Genomic DNA, 19122 nt, shown 5'->3' on the forward strand with positions numbered 1-19122 from the left:
GACGCATCGTGCGAACCACAGGGCCCGTTCTGGCCGCAGCACGCACTTGTTACACAACACTACTGTCGTGCACCCTATGCGAATTTGGCTTAACGGCGCCTTACCCTACCGGCTAAAGCCTTATTGACCAACGATCTGCGGCAGGGCCGCCAGGTCCTGCGGTGTCATCTGGTCGGCGGGGGTGTCGGCCAACGCCGCCATCTTGACGGTCAGTTCCTGCGCGCGCTGGGTGTCCATCACCGCCAGAATGGGCGCCATCTTGCGCGGGCTCATGGTCTTGGCCACACGCAGCAGCACATCCATGTCCAGATTGTTGAAGATATTGGCGGCGTCCTTGGGCTTCATGGTCTCATACATCGCCACGATGCCGGCGAACTGGCCCGATTCCATTTCCTTGCGCTGATCAACCAGCGTGGAAATCTGGCTCTCGAGCGCCTGCAGCGTCGCTGCGCGCTCTTCGATGCGCTTTTCGGCGGCATCGACGATCTGCGACCGCAGGGCCAGGTCGTCCTCATACTTCTGCAATTCCAGACGGCGGGCAGCAAGCCGTTCCAGCAGCGCCTTTTCCGTTGCCGAGGCGCCATCGGTGCTCACCAGCGGAATGGAGCCGCCACTACCATCGATCTGCAGCGGAATCGCATCGCCCGAGGGCAGGCAGTCCGTCATCGCGCTGGCAAAATCGCCAGTCGCAGCCGCGTCGGCGGCATGGTCGCCGCTGGCGGCTTCCGTGCCACCATGGCCGTCATCGGCCGCAGCAGTCTCGGTGCCGCCATGGCCATCGGCCGCAGCGGCTTCATCGCCACCATGCGCTGCATCACCCTCGGCCGCAGGCGCTGCCTCACCGCCACCGTGACCGCCGGCCTCGCCCTCGGCGCTGGCGCCATTCATCACCACCGTGCCGTCGTCATTGATGGTGGCGTCGGCTTCAACGCAATAAGTGCCATTGGCGGTGGCAGCCCGCAGGGCAGTCGTTGCGGCTGCGCCAATGCTGGTGTCGGCATGGCCCTCGCCGGCATCGGCGGCTGGTTCGGTGGAGTGTTCTTCAGCCGTCGGCGCGCCATGCCCGCCGCCACCTTCTGCAGCCGGCTTGAGGGTAGGCGACGGATCGGCCAGGGTTGGCGTGGTGTCCTCGATTGTTGGCTCGCTCGGCATAGTCATGGTGGCGTCGCCACCTTCTGCCGAAGCCCCTTCCCCGCCGCCCGCCGGTGCAGCGCCCGAGGCAACAGCCTGGCGGACGCCGCCCAGCACATAGCCGCCATTGGTGACAAGACCGATGGTCTTGAACACCAGCAGCGCGGCAATCGCCAGAACGACGACGGGAAGAAGGCGAATATTGGTCACGCAGCGGCCCCTCTGGTGCGAACGCGCGACTGCAGCTGCTCAAGCGCCGACTGCACCTTGTTGGGCTGCTCCACTGGCTCGATGGCCTGGCTGTGGCGCGCCACGCTGGTGATCTTGGCGATCCGCTCCATCAGCACGGTGCCGGCGGTCACATGATTGGCCAGTTCGATGCCGAAGCGTTCGGCTTCTTCCAGCCGCGAATTGAGCGCCAGGTCAGCCTCCACGGCCGTCTGCTTGAGCTCGCGGATAGCCTGGTTGGCAAGGTTCGTCGCCCCCACCAGATCCGCCACCATCTGCCGCAACTCGTCCTTGTCGGCATGCAGCCGCTTCAGGCGCTGGTTGAGCACCACGCAGTAACCGATTGTCAGGGCCAGCAGCACCGACACTGCGCTTTCCACGAAAAGACCCAAGGGTAAACCGAACATCATCGTCCTTCCGCTGCTTCGTCAATCGCCTCAAAGGCTTCCATGGTCACCTTGGGCGGGTTCAGGGGGCGCGTTATGCGCACCGATACGTGGTTGCCGATATGACCCATGATGGCTTCGGTCAGCTCGACCCCGCCGCAGCGCAGACGCACCGGGTCGTTGGGAGAGCGCTCGAACATCACCGTGTCACCGGCCTTCATCGACAGCATGCGCGACAGCGGCAGGTCCTGCTCATGCAGCACGGCCTCCACCGACACGTCAGCGGCATAGATTTCCGTCGCCAGATGGCCTTCCCAGATCGGGTCACGGCCGAATTTTTCACCCATGAACATCTGCAGCAGCTGTTCGCGGATGGGCTCGATGGTTGCATAGGGCAGCAGAATTTCGACCTTGCCACCGCGATCGTCCATCTCGATCCGGAGCTCGATCAGGATGGCCGCATTGCCCGGGCGGGAAATCGCGGCGAAGCGCGGATTGGTCTCCATGCGCTCGAGCTTGAAATTGACCTGCGTCACCGGCTCGAAGGCCCGGTGGGTGTCTTCCAGGATCACCTCGATCATCCGGCGCGCCAGCGCCAGCTCGATGGTGGTATATGGCCGGCCCTCGACGCGGATATTGCCACCGATGCGACGGCCACCCAGCAGCACGTCGATCATCGAGTAGATCAGGCTCGAGTCCACCGTCAGCAGGCCATAGTTCTCCCATTCCTCAGCCTTGATGACCGAGAGGATGGCCGGCAGCGGGATGGAATTGACATAGTCGCCGAACCGCACCGAGGAGATGGAGTCCAGCGTGACTTCCACATTGTCGCTGGTGAAATTGCGCAGGCTTGTCGTGGTCAGCCGCACCAGGCGGTCAAACACGATTTCCAGCATCGGCAGGCGTTCGTAGCTCACCAGCGCCGAATTGATCAGCGCCTGTACACCGGTCAGCTCGACATTGCTGCCCACGCTGGCGTCAAAGCCCAGCAGGCTGTCGATTTCATCCTGGTTCAGCACGCGATCGGGGCCGCCCTCGGCGCCATCGCTGGTGCCCTCGAGCATCGCCGCCCACTCGGCGGTGGCTTCGGCGGCCTTTTCTTCCTCGGTCTGCTCCAGGTCCATGTCGAGCGGAACGATGGCGTCGTCCAGACCCCAATCTTCGCTCAACTTGTCCTGGTCTGTGGGATCCGCCATTACTGCACCAGCAGTTCCTTGAACAGCAGCGACTCTACCCGCGAGGGATAGATCGCCACGTTCACGCGGCGCAGCAACTCTTCCTTGAGACGATAAATGCCGGCGGAGCCTTCCAGATCCGACTTGCGCAGCTCGCGCAGATAGACCTGGAACGCATCGATCACCTTGACCAGACGTGGCTGGATTTCCAGCATCATCTCTTCATTGGCCACTTCCAGCGCCACCGTCAGTTTCATGAACGCAGGCCCATCCACCTCATTGTTGAGGTTGATGACCATCGGGGGCAGGTTGAAGATGAAGGTATGCGCGGCGTCGACCGTGCCACCATGTTCCCCTGCCGGAGCGTGCTCACCGGCTGCAGCGGCATGATCGGCGCTCGCCTCCTCGGTCTTGCCCGAGGACATGAAGAAGAACAGGCCGCCGCCGCCAAGCAGAACGACGATCACAGCCGCACCGATAATGATGAACAGCTTGGGAATGCCCTTCTTGGCGCCCGCGCCGTCTTCAACTTCTGCGTCTGTTGCTGCTGCTGGAGCGGCCATTGCCTACCTGCCAAACCCAAGGTTTCCGGGCGATTCCGGCTCTGCACCCAGCTAATCGCCTGATGGTTAACGATTGGTTACAAAACGCCCGAAGGCGGCACAATTTGCCGGGTAAGTTTTGCCGACCCTGCACAGGGTGACCCAGTAACCTTCACCGTCGCATACAGCTATCGATCTGATTTTATTAAATTTTTCGACCTGGCATGGTTTCTGCAACGTAAATGGCGAGGCCACGGCTTGGGGAAGCTGGCGGTCTCGGGGATGTTTACACCGGGGATCAGCAATGATCGAAAATGCGCAACTGATTAGCCTGAGCCGGCAGATCGCGCTGCAGCGCCAGATGGATGTGGTGGCCAACAACATGGCCAACATCAACACCACCGGCTTCAAGGCCGAGAACATCCTGTTCGAAGAATATGTGATGCCGGTCGCCCGCGACCAGGATTTCAAGACCCCTGACCAGCCCCTCTCCTATGTGCAGGACTGGGCCACCATCCACGACCTGACCGGCGGCGCCATTGTCCAGACCGGTAGCGATCTCGACGTCGCCCTCAATGGCGACGGCTTCTTTGCCGTGCAGACGCCCGCTGGCGAACGCTACACCAAGTCGGGCGCCTTCCAGCTCAATGCAGGCGGCACCCTGGTCGATCTCAATGGCAATCCGGTCCTCGGCCAGGGTGGCCCGATCACCTTCGGCCCGGCCGAAACCGGCATTCGCATCGGCACCGATGGCTCGATCAGCTCCAGTGCCGGCGCCAAGGGCAGCCTGCGCCTGGTCGAATTTGCCAATCCCCAGGCCCTCACCCGCGAGGGCAACAACCTGTTTGCCGGCGGCACGCCGGTCAATGCCACCAACACCCGGGCCATGCAGGGCTTTATCGAGAAGTCCAACGTCTCGGGCGTCTCGGAAGTCACCGAGCTGATCCGCGTGACCCGTGCCTATGAATCCATGGCTTCGATGACCCAACGCCAGGACGAGCTGCGCCGCTCGGCCATCCAGCGTCTGGGCGACTCCAACGCCTGACCTGAGGATACGCCATGAAAGCTCTCTACATCGCATCCACCGGCATGAGCGCCCAGGAACGCAACGTCGAAGTCATCTCCAACAATATCGCGAACATGCGCACCACCGGCTACAAGCGCCAGCGTGCCGAGTTCGAGGACCTGCTTTACCAGCAGATCACCCGCGCCGGCGCCCAGAGCTCGGCCCAGGGCACCAATGTTCCGGCCGGCCTCGAGATCGGTTCGGGCGTGCGCACCGTCGCCACCCCGCGCGTGATGAGCCAGGGCAGCGTCAACATGACCGACGGCGAACTCGACGTCGCCATCCGCGGCGAAGGCTTCTTCATGGTGCAGCTGCCCGATGGCCGCACCGCCTATACCCGCGATGGCTCCTTCCAGCGCTCGGCTGAAGGCATGCTGGTCAATTCCAACGGCTACACCATCGATCCCGGCATCTCCATTCCGGGCGACGCCAACTCGGTCTCGATCTCTCAGGATGGCGTGGTCTCGGCCTATGTCGGCACCGATTCCCAGCCCACCCAGATCGGTCAGCTGCAGCTCGCCCGCTTCGTCAACAAGGCGGGCCTGGAATCGCTGGGCGACAACATGTTCATGGATACGCCCGCCAGCGGCCCCGCCCAGGTTGGCGTGCCCAACACCGATGGCACCGGCAATCTGCTCCAGGGCTATCTGGAAATGTCCAACGTCAATTCCGTCACCGAAATCGCTGACCTGATCGCTGCACAGCGCGCCTATGAGATGAACGCCCGCGTCATCTCCGGCGCAGACCAGATGATGCAGTCCACCAGCCAGCTGCGTTAAGGGAGAGCCGAGATGATCCTGCGGTCCGCTATCACCACCCTGGCAGCCCTGTTCCTCACCGCGACGGCCTTTGCCGCGCCGGTCCTCAAGGGCGACATCGTCGTCAACGCTGCCGTCGTCACCGTCGGCGACATGTTCGACGACGCCGGGATCGCCGCCGAGGACGCCCTGTTCCGCGCGCCCCGCCCCGGCACTGCCGGCACAGTCTCGCTCGCCGACGTCCGTGCCGCTGCCGACCGCATCGGCCTGGGCGAATTTGACGCCCGCGGCCTCGACGCTGTCAGTGTCCGCCGCGCTGCGACCGTCATCGATGAAGCGACCCTGGCGAGCCTGGTCAATGCCGACCTGCTGCAGCGCGGCATCCTGACCACCGGCATGAGCGCCAACACCATGTTCAACACGCCCATCCGCCCCATCAACGCCGAGGCCGTCGAGCAGCCCGCGTCGGTCACCAGCCTGCGCTACCTGCCCGCCTCGGGCGCCTTCTCGGCCCGCATCGCCATCGCCGGCCAGGACACTCCGCTCGATGTCACGGGCACAATCGATCTGATGATCGAGGCGCCGCACCTGACCGGCAGCTTCCCCGCCGGCACCGTGCTCACCCAGTCCGATGTCGTCATGCGCCCCGTGCCGCTGCGCTTTGCCGAGAGCACCGGCGTGCCGCAGCTGACCGACATCATCGGCAAGGCCCTCACCCGCCAGAGCCGCGAAGGCATGATGCTCAAGCCAAGCGACCTGACAATCCCCGTCACCGTCGCCAAGAACGACCTGGTCACCATCTACTTCCGCAGCGGCCCCATGACCCTCACCGTCAAAGGCCAGGCCGTCACCGGTGCCACCGTCGGCGCCCCGCTGCAGGTGCTCAACCTCATGTCCCGGCGCGTCATCAGCGCCACCGCCATTGCCCCCGGTGCCGTCGAAGTGACCCCGGATTCTCTCGCCCTCGCCGGCCTCTGATAGCCTTCAGGAACCATCATCATGCATTTCGCCAAGCTCGCCACCCTCCTGATGCTCACCGCCACCCTGGCCGGCTGCAACACCATGGATCGCCTCGCCAATGTCGGCTCCGCCCCGGCGCTGAGCCCCATCGTCGACCCCACCACCACAGCTGGCTATCAGCCCGTCAACATGCCCATGCCGGCTGCCATCGCCGACACCTACCAGCCCAATTCGCTCTACCGCACCTCGGCCAAGGGCTTCTTCAAGGATGAGCGCGCCCATCGCATCGGCGACATCCTGACCGTGGTCGTTACCGTCAACGACAGCGCCAAGATCGCCAACAACACTCAGTCGAGCCGCAATTCCACCAATACCGCTGGCATGGGCGGCATCCTGGGCGCCGCTGTCACCACGGCGTCGGCCGGTGCCATCGACACCAGCGACGCGGTCAACTTCAATTCGGGCCTGGCCAACACCGGCAAGGGCTCGGTCAACCGCTCCGAAAGCTTGCAGACGTCGGTCGCCGCCGTCGTCACCCAGGTGCTGCCCAATGGCAATCTGGTCATCGAGGGCCATCAGGAAGTGCGCGTGAACTTTGAAGTGCGCGACCTGGTCGTGGCCGGCATCGTCCGCCCCTCCGACATCCAGGCCAACAACACCATCCCCTCGGCCAAGATTGCCGAGGCCCGCATTGCCTACGGTGGCCGCGGCCAGATCACCGATGTGCAGCAGCCGCGCTACGGCCAGCAGGTGCTCGACGCCATCCTGCCCTTCTAGGCATCCCCTTTCCGCCAGGCACACTCCCCCCATGGTGCCCGGTGGCTCCCCGGCCGATCAGAAGATCGGCCCCGGTCGGCTCCAGAACAGATCCGGCTTCCCCCAGAGGCGCAGTCCCCCGGCTGCGCCTCTCCCCATTTGTGGCGTCCAATCTCCCCTTCGCCATAGCCCGCCCCGATGTCACCCCACGCTTGTGCCGGGGCCCATCTCAAGAGAGTCGGCCTGCAGCCACGTCCTCCGAATGATCCACCTTGCGCCCGCACGCTTGCCCCATGGCGCGGCCTGTGGAACATCTCGGGCAATCACTTTGCGGAGTCTGCCAGTGTCTTTCCAAAAACTCGATGATCTCGGTCGCAAGCTCGAAGCGCTCGAACATGCCCTGTCCATCCTGGGCGCCGACGAGGCCACCCACATGGCCGTTGGCGGCGGCGAGAAGCGGGCCGAGGCCATGTCCAACCTGGCCGGCATGTATCATGCCCAGGCCACCGCCCCCGAGATTGCCGACTGGATTGCCGCGGCCAAGCCGGAAACCGAGGACCAGCGCCTCGCCCTGGTCGAGTTCGAGCGGCAATATGTGAGCGCCACGTGCCTCCCCACCGAGTTTGTCGAGCGCAAGACGGCCGCGACCATGCGCTCCGAACAGCTCTGGCGTGAACTGCGCGCCAAGGGCGATTGGGACAGCTTCCTGCCCGCGCTCGAAGGCGTCGTCGCCCTGGTCCGCGAAGAGGCGCAATTGCGTGCCGACGCCACGGGCCTTGCCCCCTATGACGCGCTGATGGATCAATATGACCCCGGCAACCGCACTGCCGATCTCGATCCGGTCTTTGCTGACCTCAAGAGCTTCCTCAAGGGCTTCGTCCCTGAGGCACTGGCCGCGCAGGACGCCCGCCTGGCCAAGCGCCCGCGCAAGAGCCTCAATGGCCCCTACCCCATTGAAAAGCAGCGTGAACTCGGCCTCGCTGCCATGCGCGCCGTCGGCTTCGATTTCACTCATGGCTCGTTGGCCGTCTCGCATCATCCCTTCTGCGGCGGCGTGCCGACGGACGTGCGCATGACCACGCGCTACCGCACAGACGAGTTCCTCTCCTCGCTGATGGGCGTGCTGCACGAAACTGGCCACGCCCTCTATGAGCAGGGGCTGCCCAAGGACTGGTCGCACTGGCCGCTCGGCAAGGCCCGCGGCATGGGCATCCATGAAAGCCAGAGCCTGTTCGTGGAAATGCAGCTCGCCCGCAGCCCCGAGTTCTGGCAGTTCGCCCTGCCCATGGTGCACCAGTATCTTGGCGAAGACGCCATCCCCGGCTGGGACGTGGCCGATGTGCTCAACGAGGTGAACTTTGTCGAGCGCGGCTATATCCGCGTCGATGCCGACGAGGTCACCTATCCGCTCCACGTCATCCTGCGTTACGAGCTGGAGCAGGATCTGGTTGCCGGCAAGCTCGAGGCCAGCCAGATCCCCGAGGCCTGGGACACCAAGATGACCGAATATCTTGGCATCTCCACCATCAACGATCCCAAGGACGGCCCGATGCAGGACGTGCATTGGCCCGGCGGCGCCTTCGGCTATTTCCCCAGCTACACCCTGGGCGCCATGATCGCCGCCCAGCAATGGGCAGCGCTCGAAAAGGTTCAGCCCAATCTCCGCAGCGATATCGCCAAGGGCGACTTCACCGGCGTCAACCAATGGCGCGCCGACAATATCTGGACCCAGGGCTCACGCTGGTCGACCCCCGACCTCATCACCCGCGCCACTGGCGAGCCGCTCAACACTGACTTTTTCAAGGCCCATCTCAAGAAGCGCTATCTGGCCTAGATCGCGCCGAACCGCCCCCTCCCGCGCATCGGGAGGGGGCACCCGGCCACCAGAACTTGACATCCCGGGCCCTGTGCCTATTTTCGGGACATCCGCAGCACAGACCGGACGGTACTCAATGGAAATCAAGATGAACGCCTGCCTCACCCGCACCGCTCATCTGGAATCCGTCCATGCCCGCCTCCGTTACGCTGCACCAGCTCACCTGTTCGACGCCCGATAACCACCCGCTTTTCACCGATCTCGACCTGACCTTCGGCCCCGGCCGCACCGGGCTGATCGGGCGCAATGGCACGGGCAAATCCACCCTCCTGCGCATCATTGCCGGACGTATTCCCCCTGCCGCCGGATCGGTGAGCATGGCCGGAACGCTCGGCATGCTCGAACAATCCGTGCAGGTGTCTCCCGACACCAGCCTTGCCGACCAACTTGGCGTTGCAAATGACCTTGCCCGCCTTGATCGCCTCGACCAGGGCCTTGGCAGCATTGATGATGCCGGCAGCGCCGACTGGTCCCTCCCCGGCCGCATCGAATCCGCCCTGAAATCCGTGGGCCTGCCGGCCCTGGCTCTCGACCGCCCGCTATCGACGCTGAGCGGCGGCCAGCGCACAAGGCTGGGCCTTGCCCGGCTGATCTTGGCCGCGCCCGACATCATCCTCCTCGATGAGCCAACTAACAATCTTGATGCCGACGGTCGCCAGGCCGTGGTCGATATGCTCCATCTTTGGCGCGGCGCCGCCATCGTTGTCAGCCACGATCGCGCGCTGCTGCGCGAAATGGATGCCATCGTCGAACTCACGACCCTGGGCGCCAAGACTTATGGCGGCAACTGGGATCACTATGCCGAGCAGAAGGCGCTCGAGCTGGCTGCTGCCGAGCAGACCCTGGCCAGCAGCCAGCGCCGCGTTGCGGAAATCGATCGCAAGATCCAGGCCGTCACCGAAAAGAAGGCGCGCAAGGACGGCGCCGGCAAACGCAAGGGCGCCAAGGGCGGCACGCCAAAGATCATGCTTGGCGGCCTCAAGGAGAATGCCGAGAACACCAGTGGCGAGGCTGCCCGCATCGCCAATCGCCTGCGCACGGCGGCCGCCGAAGCCGCCGCCGAGGCCCGTGCGCAGGTGGAAATCCTGACGCCTCTCTCGGTCGCGCTCACGCCAACGGGCCTGCCAGCGGGCCGCACGGTGCTTCAGGCCGACAGTCTCACCGGTGGCCCCGACGCCGACGCACCGATCATTCGCGACCTCAGCCTGCAGCTGACCGGGCCGGAACGGGTCGCCATCACCGGTCCCAATGGCTCGGGCAAGACGACGCTGCTACGCCTGCTCACCGGCGCCTTGCCCGCCAGCGCCGGAACCGCGCGCATCCTTGTGCCCCACGCCATGCTCGATCAGACGGTCAGCCTCCTCGACCCCGGACTCAGCATTCGCGACAATTTTCGCCGGCTCAATCCCGATGCGCCCGAAACCGTTGGCCGTGCCGCCCTGGCCCGCTTCATGTTCCGTGCTGACGCGGCCCTGCAGATCACCGGCACGCTGAGCGGCGGAGAAATGCTGCGCGCCGGCCTCGCCTGCACCATCGGCGGCGAGCACCCGCCGCAATTGCTCATTCTGGACGAGCCCACCAACCACCTTGATATCCACGCCATCGAGCAGGTCGAGGCGGGGTTGCGCGGCTATGATGGTGCCCTGCTGGTGGTCAGCCACGACACCGATTTCCTCCAAGCAATTGGCATCACGCGGCGCATTGATCTGGGCACGCCGCAGCAGGAGGCCGGATGAACGGAGTCTGAACTCCGGGTTCAGTCGCCGTTCCGGCACCGGGGTCTATCTCTCATGTCATCGGCAGCAAGCGTTCTGAGCGAACGCAGCCCGGAACAGGAGAGAGAAATGAAGCGCACCATCATCACCACCGCCGTCGCCGCCATCATCGCGATCACCGCTGCGCCCGCCATGGCCAACGATGTCTTCGTCCAGCAGTACGGCTACAGCAATGCCGCTGGCGGCAACCAGAGCGGCTGGGGCCACAAGTTCGGTGTGCATCAGTCTGGCAAGTGGAACACCGCCAAGGGCCGCCAGACGGGTGGCAACAATGTCGGTGCCATCGGCCAGCAGGGCAACAACAACTATGCCGACACCTGGCAGCAGGGCTGGAACAACGCCGCCGGCGTCGGCCAGTTCGGCGACAACCACACCACCATCATCACCCAGGATGGCAATGGCAACATCGCTGCCGGTGTGCAGGTGGGCAATGGCTGCAACGCCAATGTTGTCCAGGCTGGCTCGGGCAATATCACCGCCTTTGTTCAGGCCTGCCCCTGATCCCCGAGCCGACACACGCTCAGGCCGGACCGGGTTCCATCCCGGCCGGCCGGACCAATCACCCCAGTTGAGGAGGCCTTGATGACCCTGTCCCTGATGCGCACCAGCGCCCTTGCCCTGCCCGTGCTGCTCGGCATCGGCATCACCGCCTTCGCCGCGCCCGGCGGCCTGGCCGACACGCCGGCCCGGGGCCTGCAATGCGGCGTCACCACCAGCACCAGCCATGGCATGATGACGCTCGAGGCCCAGGTGCTGAGCCCCAAGGCCACCACCGGCAGCTATAGCCTGGCCGTGCAGAGCCGCAGCAACGGCGGATCGACCAACCTCAGCCAGGGCGGCAACTTCACTGTCGAGGCCGACAAGGTCGTCACTGTCGGCAGCGTCAGCATCAATGCCGGCGCCCGCTACACGGCCGATTTCGGCATCACGGTGAACGGCAAGACGCTCGATTGCACCGACTCCATGCCCATCATCCGCTGATATCCGTCCAGCCCCGGCAAAGAGGCCCCGTCACAGCGGGGCCTCTTTGCCGTTCCGGCGACTATTGGCGGCAGGATTGTCTGGCTGAACGGAGTCTGAATGCCCTGCTCCAGATCGGTTCAGCCCGGCCCGGCTAGTCTCAAATCATCGGTTCAGCCAACGCCCACCCGGCCCCAGGAGAGACGCCATGATCACCCGCTTCGCCAAATTTGCATCCGCAGCCGTCGCCGCCCTCGTCATCGGCACCGCCGGCCTCACCGCCCCCGCCATGGCGGGCGGCCAGATTTCGTTCAGCTTCTCACCTGCCGATCCCGAGCAGCAGGAAGCCCTGGGCCTCGGCCTGCAGATGGTCTCGATCTTCAAGGGACTCTCCAGCAACGGCGCCAATGTTGCCCAGAACGGCAACTTCAACGCCGCCGGCTTCAACCAGTCCGGCTCGGGCAATCACGGCCTGATCATCCAGGAGGGCAATGGCCACCAGGGCACCGTCAAGCAGCATGGCAACAACAACAATTGCGGCCTGTTCCAGTTCGGTGAAAACACCAATGGCAGCTGCACCCAGTTCGGCAACAACCAGTCGAGCTTCACCACGGTCTTCGGCTTCTAGGCTATCAGGCTCGCCTTGGCCGCGGGCGGGGCCTCTGAGCCCCGCCTTCCCCGTTCCGTCGACAGTCACTAAATTGGACCACCATGTCGAATCCGGCGCGTCCGGATCGTCGTGGAGGCAAGTGGGCAAGATCGCTCACAGCGGAACAGGAGAAAAGCGATGCGTGTCATCGTCTTCGTGAAGGCAACCAAGGACAGTGAAGAAGGCCGCATGCCGACGACAGAACTGCTCGAGGCCATGACCAAATACAATGAGCAGTTGATCAATGCCGGCATCATGCTGGGCGGCGAGGGTCTTCAGCCAACCTCCAGCGCCAAGCGGGTGCACTTCAGCGGCGCCAACCGCACGGTCATCGACGGCCCCTTTGCCGAAACCAAGGAACTGGTCGCCGGCTACTGGATCTGGCAGGTCCGCGACATGGACGAGGCTGTCGAATGGGTCAAGCGCTGCCCCAACCCGATGTTTACCGATAGCGACATCGAAATCCGCCCGGTCTACGAAGTCGAGGCTTTCGACGAGATCATGACCCCCGAGATCCAGGAAATGTACGACCGCAATGTCGAGCGCGCCGCCGGCAAGTGACATACAGTCAAAAACAACAAAGGCCCGCATCGCTGCGGGCCTTTTTCATTGGGAAAGTCGTAGATCCCACTATTCGTCGCGATAGACCTTTTCGCGACGCTCATGCAATTCCTGGGCTTCCAGGCTCAGCGTCGCAATCGGCCGTGCGTCCAGACGGGCAATCCCGATGGGGTCGCCGGTTTCCTCGCAATAGCCATAGGTGCCGTCGTCAATGCGCTTGAGGGCGGCGTCGATCTTGGCGATCAGCTTGCGCTGACGATCACGCGTCCGCAGTTCGAGCGACCGATCACTCTCGGAACTGGCGCGGTCGGCCATGTCCGGGTGGTTCTGGTTCTCTTCCTGCAGGTTGTCGAGGGTTTCGCGGCTCTCGCGGAGGATATCCTCCTTCCACGCGTTCAGCTTGGCCCGGAAATAGTCCCGCTGGCGCGGGTTCATGAACGGCTCGTCATCACTGGGCCGGTATTCAATTACTTCTGCACCCGAAGACATCAGCAGACTCAACTCCAATGCGCCCCTACGGCCGGTTATATATGCGCCTAAGCGCACCCCCGCAAGCACGCATGTAACTCCTGATTAACGCGTGAACGAAGCGGCACCGGAGCCCATAGACCAGACATGGCGACAGTTTAATGAAATTGGCCTAGCGCCTGGAAAATCTGCCGAACTTGGCCAGCTCAACTTGCACCCTCAGATCGATGTCATCGAGCACCGCATCGAGCTCTGGCGTCGAGTGTTCGCGGACTTCCTCAAGCATGCTGGAGAGGCGATCGAGCCGGTCGGCACTTACCTGCCCGACCAGCAGGTCAGCCTTGATCTCATCGAGCGTGTCCAGCAGCGAGCGCCCGCGACGCACGGCGCGCTTCTTGCGCTCCAAAGGACCATCCACGCTCTGCAGTGCCAGGATCGCGTCGATACCCGTTGCGGCAGCCACGGGTACGGACTGGGCAACCCGCGCCGGCTCTTCGGCGCCCGCAGGAACAAAGGCCACACCCGATCCTGCTCGGCCAGAAGCACTGGCCTTGCCGACACCCGACGTGCGTTTGGTCGTGTCTATGCGCAATGGAGGACTCAAATCGCAGGTTTGACCTATGGGCAAAATCTGCCGAGAGCCGTTAATGAAGCCTTAATGCTCCCGGCAAGAATTGCTTAGCTGGCTGAAAGCCGGACTGACCAGCAGCGTCTGGCAGGAAAATAACCTATTAAATTCAAATTCATAGCGTGCCACCAGGGAACTGGCACGCTTTTCGCAATGTAGTGCCCGACCGTTGCGCCATGGGGATGGCGTGACCAGAATTCGGGGACGAGCATGATCAGACCACTGTTGCGGCAGCTATTGGCAATAATCCTGGGGGCGACCCTGGTGCTCCTGCCCGTCAGCGATGCCTTTGCCGCCGCGGCCCGTATCAAGGATATCGTCGATTTCGAGGGCGTCCGTGAGAACCAGCTGGTCGGCTATGGCCTGGTGGTTGGGCTCAATGGCACCGGCGACAGCCTCAACAACTCGCCGTTCACCAAGCAGTCCCTCCAATCCATGCTCGAGCGTCTCGGCGTCAACACCGCCGGCGAAAACGTCCGCACCGCCAATGTCGCCGCGGTCATGGTCACAGCCAACCTCCCCCCGTTCGGCACGCAGGGCTCGCGCATGGACGTTTCGGTTTCCGCGCTCGGCGATAGCGACAGCCTTCAGGGTGGCACCTTGCTGGTCACCCCGCTCCTGGGCGCCGACGGCGAAGTCTATGCCATCGCCCAGGGCCCCGTCCTGATCAACGGCTTCAAGGCAGAAGGCGATGCCGCCACCATTATCTCCGGCGTCCCCACCACCGGCCGTATCTCCTCTGGCGCGCTGATCGAGCGCGAGATTGATTTCCACCTCGGCTCGCAGACCTCGCTGCGCCTGGCCCTGCGCAATCCCGACCTGACCACGGCTCGCCGGATTGCGCTGGCCGTCAACGATTTCATCGGCACGCCCACGGCAACGCCGGAAGATCCAGCCACCGTGCGCCTCACCCTGCCGCCGGGCTTCAACGGCAATATTGTTGACCTGCTCACCGATATCGAACAGCTCATGGTCGAGACCGATCAGGTGGCGCGGATCGTCATCGACGAGAACTCCGGCATCATCGTCATGGGCAAGGATGTCCGCGTGTCGAGCGTCGCCGTCGCGCAGTCGAACCTGACGGTGACCATTGCCGAGAACCCCACGGTGGTGCAGCCGGCCCCGCTCAGCGACGGCCAGACCGCCGTGCAGCCCAGCACGGCCCTCAATGCGAACATGTCCGCCAGCGCCCTGGCTGTCGTGCAGGAATCGGTGACGCTCCAGCAACTGGTGGACGGCCTGAACGCCCTGGGCATCTCGCCCCGTGACCTCATTGCCATCCTGCAGGCCATCAAGGCCGCCGGCGCCCTCCAGGCTGAAATCGAGGTGATGTGATGCAGCTTCTGTCCAGCGCGCCGTCCAAGCCCGGCTCCAGCCTTACCCCTGAACAGATTGCCCGGGTGCAGAAGCAGGCCGAGGATTTCGAGGGTGTGTTTCTCAATACCCTCACCAAGCAGATGTTCTCCAGCCTCAACACCGACACGTCTGCCATGGGCGGCGGCTTCGGCGAGGAGACCTGGCGGTCCATGCAGGCCGAACAGCTGGCCAACACCATGGCCCAGAATGGTGGGCTGGGTATTGCCGAGCAAATGCTGCCCGACATGCTGGCCCTCCAGGAGGCCGCCAACAACCAGAACAAGATCCAGTCGACTATCGGAGCCTACAAATGACCGCTGCCGCCCGCCTCGCCGCTCTCGACAGCCTGCCCGCCAAGGAACTGTGCGCGATGGCTGAAGCCACTCTCACCGCGCTGGTCGACGTCATGAACCAGGAAACCACCCTCCTGCGCGCTGGCCATATGCGCCAGGCCGGCACACTCACCGCCGAGAAGACCCGACTGGCACAGGATTACGTCGGCTTTGCCCGCTCCGTTCAGCGCCAGGGCGCACGACTGGCCCAGCAGGCGCCGGAAGCCATAGCCCGTCTGCGCCAGGGTCATGAGCGGCTGGCGACCCAGATGGCCGAGAACCTGCGCGTCCTGGCGACGGCACGCAATGTGACCGAGGACCTGCTGACCGACGTCGCTCGCATCGTCGGTCAACAGAACCGCGCCCAGGCCTACGGCCGCTCGGGGACCATCGCCAGTGACCCGTCCAACTCAGCGCGCGGAATCGCAGTAAACCGGGCACTTTGAGCCAGTATCAATTGAATAAAACTGTGTGATCGACCGAAACGGAAAGGCAACAGGCGCGTTCCAATGCTTCGATATGGCATTCCGTTGACGGAAGGACCGCGACATGATCACACCAATAGTGCCTACCGCAGCCTATGTTGGCGCGTCTCATCTCAGCGACCTTCGCGACCGCAGCTCAGCGGGCGTCCGGACAATCTTGCCCAATAGCGTCGCATCCACACCGCGTGCGGAAAGTGCTGACAACAGCAACGGCCGGCCCAGCCAGGGCCAGCCGCGGCAGGACATTGCAGAGCCCGAGAAGGACAACTCGTCCATGTTCGCGGCAGCCGTGATCTCGGGCGCACTCCCCCCGACGCCACAGACCATGGAAGAGCTGATCATGCGGATCGGCTCCAGCACGATCCCCGAGGAATCCCAGGCTCGACTGAAAGATCTTCTGGCCTGAAGCCGCCCCGCTTCAGCTGCACATTAACCGCTTCAGCTGCACATTAAATTGGCACCGAACGTCTGAACAGTTAACGCTTCGTGCAACTCCCGATCGCTGCGCCCACTCAAGAACCCCGGAATTCCGGGGTTTTTCTTTGCCCGCGACCATAAATGCCACGGAAGAATTGATCCACATTTCGCCGAGCCGTTTAACCCTTCTTTAGAGCCTGGCGGATGACATTCGACGGGCCTCAGGAAGAGGCGTCGTAGTTTGCGTATTCCTAGAAAAGGATCTCTACAAATGGCTGATATCTCGCTCTCCAAAGCCGTCCGTGCCAACCTGAGCTCGCTCAAGAGCACTGCCAACATGATGGCTGAGACGCAGAACCGTCTCTCCACCGGCAACAAGGTGAACTCGGCTCTGGACAATCCCAGCAACTGGTTCACGGCCAAGGGCCTGAACAACCGCGCTGGCGATCTCAACGCCCTGCTCGACGGCATGGCCAACGGCATCCAGACCCTCAAGGCTGCGGACAATGGCTTGTCGGCCATGACCAAGACCCTGGAATCGATGCAGTCGACCCTCCGTCAGGCCCGTCAGGACAAGTCGTTCAACACCGAATCGCTGACCCTGGACAAGATCAACCCGAATGATCCTTCCCTGGGCAAGCTGTCCGTCTCCGGCGGTGCGGTGGGTAGCCCCATCGAGATCGACCTGACCAAGACTGGCACCGGCAAGGCCATCTCGACCACTGCTGCCTTCTCGGCTCCGACCGGCACTGCCGTTAAGGCGAGCGTTACCAGCACCGGTACCGCGATCACCTACGACGCGACCGGCAACGCCGGCACCAGCGGTGCAGCACGTACCTTTGATATCTCGTTTGGCGGCAAGACAGCCACGGTCAACCTGGCTTCCGACACCACTCGCGATACCAACACCGAGTTTGTGGCTGCGATCAACGCACAGATCGACGCCAGCGACCTGGCCGGTAAGGTGGTCGTCACCGAAGCTTCGGGTCTGCTGAAGATCGAAGCGGCAGCAACCGGCGACGGCGACGTCACCGTCTCTGGTACCGACGCGACCGCCTCGTTCGGCACTACTCCGACCGCTGTGTCGGGCACCGACGGCAAGACCAGCTTCACGGTCAATGGCAAGGCAGTCGAACTGACCTCGACCAACGCGGCCAACCTCACGGACGCCGTCACCGCCGTCAACACTCAGCTGGGCACGGACTCCAAGTTCCAGGCCTATAACGACGCCGGCAAGCTGGGCATCCGTGCGATCGCCGACGATGCAGGCACCCTGTCGATCGGCGGCTCAGACGCCCGCTACTTCGGTACGCCGGCTGCTGGCGTTGTGGCCGGTGCCGACAAGACTGGCCTGAACTTCACCCGCTCGGTCGACGATCTGGTGACGGCTGTCAACGCCAACGCCAGCCTCGACGGCAAGGTTCGTGCCTCCAACGACAACGGCAAGCTGCGCCTGGAAAACCAGTCCACGCAGGACCTGACGATCAAGGGCAAGAATGCCACTTCCGGCAAGCTGGATGGCACCTCGGGTACTTCGACCGTCAAGGGCAACTCCGTCCGTAGCGGCCTGGCCGATCAGTTCAACGAACTGCGCGACCAGCTCGACAAGCTGGCTGACGATGCCTCCTTCAACGGTATCAACCTGCTGCGCGGCGACAAGCTGGCCATCACGTTCAACGAAACTGGTACGTCGTCCATCGACATCCAGACCAAGAGCGGCAAGACGGTCAACTCGGCCAACCTGGGTGTTTCGACCACCATCGAAGCCAAGGACCTGGACAACGACACCAACATCGACGCCGAACTGAGCAAGCTCAAGACCGCACTGAACGACGTGCGTTCGCAGGCTTCGAGCTTCGGTTCGAATCTGTCGATCGTTCAGGGCCGTCAGGACTTCACCAAGTCCATGATCGACACCCTCGAAGACGGTGCCGGCAACCTGACCCTGGCCGACATGAATGGCGAAGCCGCCAACCTGCTGGCTCTCCAGACCCGTCAGTCGCTGGCTTCGAACTCGCTGTCCCTGGCCAGCCAAGCCGACCAGTCGGTTCTCCAGCTGATCCGTTAAGCTTCAGCCAGACTGAGACATTTTCAGAAGGGGGCGGACCGCAAGGTCCGCCCCCTTTCCTTTGCCCGCCGCCAAGCTGCAAAATCCAACATGGTTTCTGCGGCCTTAATCGGCATGGTTAAGACACCTTTAAGAAAGCTGGTGTTAACCATATTCCAACGGGGCCGAGACGGGCCCAGGGCAAGGATCGCATAGATGTCTGACATTTCACTCTCAAAGGCCGTCCGGTCGAACCTCCTTTCGCTCAAGGGCACCGCCGACATGATGGCTGAGACGCAGAATCGTCTCTCCACCGGCAACAAGGTGAACTCGGCTCTGGACAACCCCAGCAACTGGTTCACGGCCAAGGGCCTGACCAACCGCGCCAGCGACCTGAATGCGCTCATGGACTCCATGGCCAACGGCATTCAGACCCTCAAGGCTGCGGACAATGGCTTGTCGGCCATGACCAAGACCCTGGAGTCGATGCAGTCGACCCTCCGTCAGGCCCGTCAGGACAAGTCGTTCAACACCGAATCGCTGACCCTGGACAAGATCAACCCGAA

At 63.4% G+C, this 19122-nt stretch carries 22 protein-coding genes; 16 read left to right on the plus strand and 6 right to left on the minus strand.

Annotated features, from left to right (window positions below; translation table 11 throughout):
• Positions 1-120 precede the first annotated feature (120 nt).
• From K1177_RS08550 to K1177_RS08565, 4 genes are read right to left on the minus strand one after another with little or no spacing between them, the layout of a single operon-like run.
• A complete protein-coding gene (locus K1177_RS08550; protein WP_224702861.1) occupies positions 121-1341 on the minus strand; it encodes a MotE family protein in 1221 nt (406 codons plus the stop codon).
• Positions 1338-1766 carry a DUF6468 domain-containing protein gene (locus tag K1177_RS08555; protein ID WP_224702862.1) on the minus strand — a complete coding sequence of 143 codons (429 nt, stop codon included), beginning with the start codon at positions 1764-1766 and terminating at the stop codon, positions 1338-1340. Before K1177_RS08555 ends, K1177_RS08550 begins: the two co-directional genes overlap by 4 nt.
• Positions 1766-2941, minus strand: a complete 1176-nt coding sequence (gene fliM / locus K1177_RS08560; protein ID WP_224702863.1) for a flagellar motor switch protein FliM — start codon at positions 2939-2941, stop codon at positions 1766-1768. Before fliM ends, K1177_RS08555 begins: the two co-directional genes overlap by 1 nt.
• Positions 2941-3483, minus strand: coding sequence for a flagellar basal body-associated FliL family protein (locus K1177_RS08565; protein WP_224702864.1), 543 nt, complete (start codon positions 3481-3483; stop codon positions 2941-2943). Before K1177_RS08565 ends, fliM begins: the two co-directional genes overlap by 1 nt.
• 286 nt (positions 3484-3769) lie before the next feature.
• Between K1177_RS08565 and flgF the strand changes: the two genes are divergently transcribed.
• The 10 genes from flgF (at position 3770) to K1177_RS08615 (ending at position 12823) form a co-directional block, all read left to right on the plus strand.
• The gene (gene flgF, locus K1177_RS08570; RefSeq protein ID WP_224703717.1) at positions 3770-4507 is read left to right on the plus strand and encodes a flagellar basal-body rod protein FlgF; all 738 of its coding nucleotides are present in this window, start codon (positions 3770-3772) and stop codon (positions 4505-4507) included.
• A gap of 14 nt (positions 4508-4521) precedes the next feature.
• Entirely contained in the window at positions 4522-5307 is a 786-nt protein-coding gene (gene flgG, locus K1177_RS08575) for a flagellar basal-body rod protein FlgG (RefSeq protein ID WP_224702865.1), read from the plus strand.
• Between the two features lie 12 nt (positions 5308-5319).
• The gene (flgA, locus tag K1177_RS08580; protein ID WP_224702866.1) at positions 5320-6264 is read left to right on the plus strand and encodes a flagellar basal body P-ring formation chaperone FlgA; all 945 of its coding nucleotides are present in this window, start codon (positions 5320-5322) and stop codon (positions 6262-6264) included.
• Between the two features lie 21 nt (positions 6265-6285).
• Positions 6286-7023: a flagellar basal body L-ring protein FlgH gene (gene flgH / locus K1177_RS08585; protein ID WP_224702867.1), complete on the plus strand. Its 738-nt coding sequence runs from the start codon at positions 6286-6288 to the stop codon at positions 7021-7023.
• Positions 7024-7345: 322 nt separating this feature from the next.
• The gene (locus K1177_RS08590; RefSeq protein ID WP_224702868.1) at positions 7346-8836 is read left to right on the plus strand and encodes a carboxypeptidase M32; all 1491 of its coding nucleotides are present in this window, start codon (positions 7346-7348) and stop codon (positions 8834-8836) included.
• A gap of 173 nt (positions 8837-9009) precedes the next feature.
• On the plus strand, positions 9010-10614 hold the full coding sequence (locus K1177_RS08595) for an ABC-F family ATP-binding cassette domain-containing protein (protein WP_224702869.1): 1605 nt from the start codon (positions 9010-9012) through the stop codon (positions 10612-10614).
• 108 nt (positions 10615-10722) lie between these two features.
• Positions 10723-11154 carry a curlin gene (locus tag K1177_RS08600; protein WP_224702870.1) on the plus strand — a complete coding sequence of 144 codons (432 nt, stop codon included), beginning with the start codon at positions 10723-10725 and terminating at the stop codon, positions 11152-11154.
• 81 nt (positions 11155-11235) lie between these two features.
• A complete protein-coding gene (gene csgH / locus K1177_RS08605; RefSeq protein WP_224702871.1) occupies positions 11236-11634 on the plus strand; it encodes a curli-like amyloid fiber formation chaperone CsgH in 399 nt (132 codons plus the stop codon).
• A gap of 187 nt (positions 11635-11821) precedes the next feature.
• Positions 11822-12241, plus strand: coding sequence for a curlin (locus K1177_RS08610; protein WP_224702872.1), 420 nt, complete (start codon positions 11822-11824; stop codon positions 12239-12241).
• A 159-nt stretch (positions 12242-12400) separates the two neighbouring features.
• Positions 12401-12823, plus strand: a complete 423-nt coding sequence (locus K1177_RS08615) for a YciI family protein (protein ID WP_224702873.1) — start codon at positions 12401-12403, stop codon at positions 12821-12823.
• A 69-nt stretch (positions 12824-12892) separates the two neighbouring features.
• On the opposite strand, the gene dksA is transcribed toward K1177_RS08615, so the two are convergent.
• Together dksA and K1177_RS08625 are read right to left on the minus strand one after the other, a co-directional pair.
• On the minus strand, positions 12893-13312 hold the full coding sequence (gene dksA, locus K1177_RS08620) for an RNA polymerase-binding protein DksA (protein WP_224702875.1): 420 nt from the start codon (positions 13310-13312) through the stop codon (positions 12893-12895).
• Between the two features lie 151 nt (positions 13313-13463).
• A complete protein-coding gene (locus K1177_RS08625) occupies positions 13464-13919 on the minus strand; it encodes a flagellar assembly protein FliX (RefSeq protein ID WP_318153282.1) in 456 nt (151 codons plus the stop codon).
• A gap of 210 nt (positions 13920-14129) precedes the next feature.
• Between K1177_RS08625 and K1177_RS08630 the strand changes: the two genes are divergently transcribed.
• The 6 genes from K1177_RS08630 to K1177_RS08650 form a co-directional block, all read left to right on the plus strand.
• Positions 14130-15254, plus strand: a complete 1125-nt coding sequence (locus K1177_RS08630) for a flagellar basal body P-ring protein FlgI (protein WP_224702878.1) — start codon at positions 14130-14132, stop codon at positions 15252-15254.
• Positions 15254-15589 (plus strand): rod-binding protein, encoded by a 336-nt coding sequence (locus K1177_RS08635; protein WP_224702879.1) that lies wholly within the window; start codon positions 15254-15256, stop codon positions 15587-15589. The genes K1177_RS08630 and K1177_RS08635 overlap by 1 nt, the downstream gene beginning before the upstream one ends.
• On the plus strand, positions 15586-16053 hold the full coding sequence (locus tag K1177_RS08640) for a hypothetical protein (RefSeq protein ID WP_224702881.1): 468 nt from the start codon (positions 15586-15588) through the stop codon (positions 16051-16053). The genes K1177_RS08635 and K1177_RS08640 overlap by 4 nt, the downstream gene beginning before the upstream one ends.
• Before the next feature lie 313 nt (positions 16054-16366).
• Positions 16367-16498: a hypothetical protein gene (locus K1177_RS18405; RefSeq protein ID WP_263574794.1), complete on the plus strand. Its 132-nt coding sequence runs from the start codon at positions 16367-16369 to the stop codon at positions 16496-16498.
• A 282-nt stretch (positions 16499-16780) separates the two neighbouring features.
• On the plus strand, positions 16781-18577 hold the full coding sequence (locus K1177_RS08645) for a flagellin N-terminal helical domain-containing protein (RefSeq protein ID WP_224702882.1): 1797 nt from the start codon (positions 16781-16783) through the stop codon (positions 18575-18577).
• A 195-nt stretch (positions 18578-18772) separates the two neighbouring features.
• A partial coding sequence (locus K1177_RS08650) for a flagellin N-terminal helical domain-containing protein (RefSeq protein WP_449508574.1) occupies positions 18773-19122 on the plus strand: 350 nt, incomplete at its 3' end.

The organism is Devosia aquimaris (assembly GCF_020169335.1).
Classification (GTDB): Bacteria; Pseudomonadota; Alphaproteobacteria; order Rhizobiales; family Devosiaceae; genus Devosia; species Devosia aquimaris.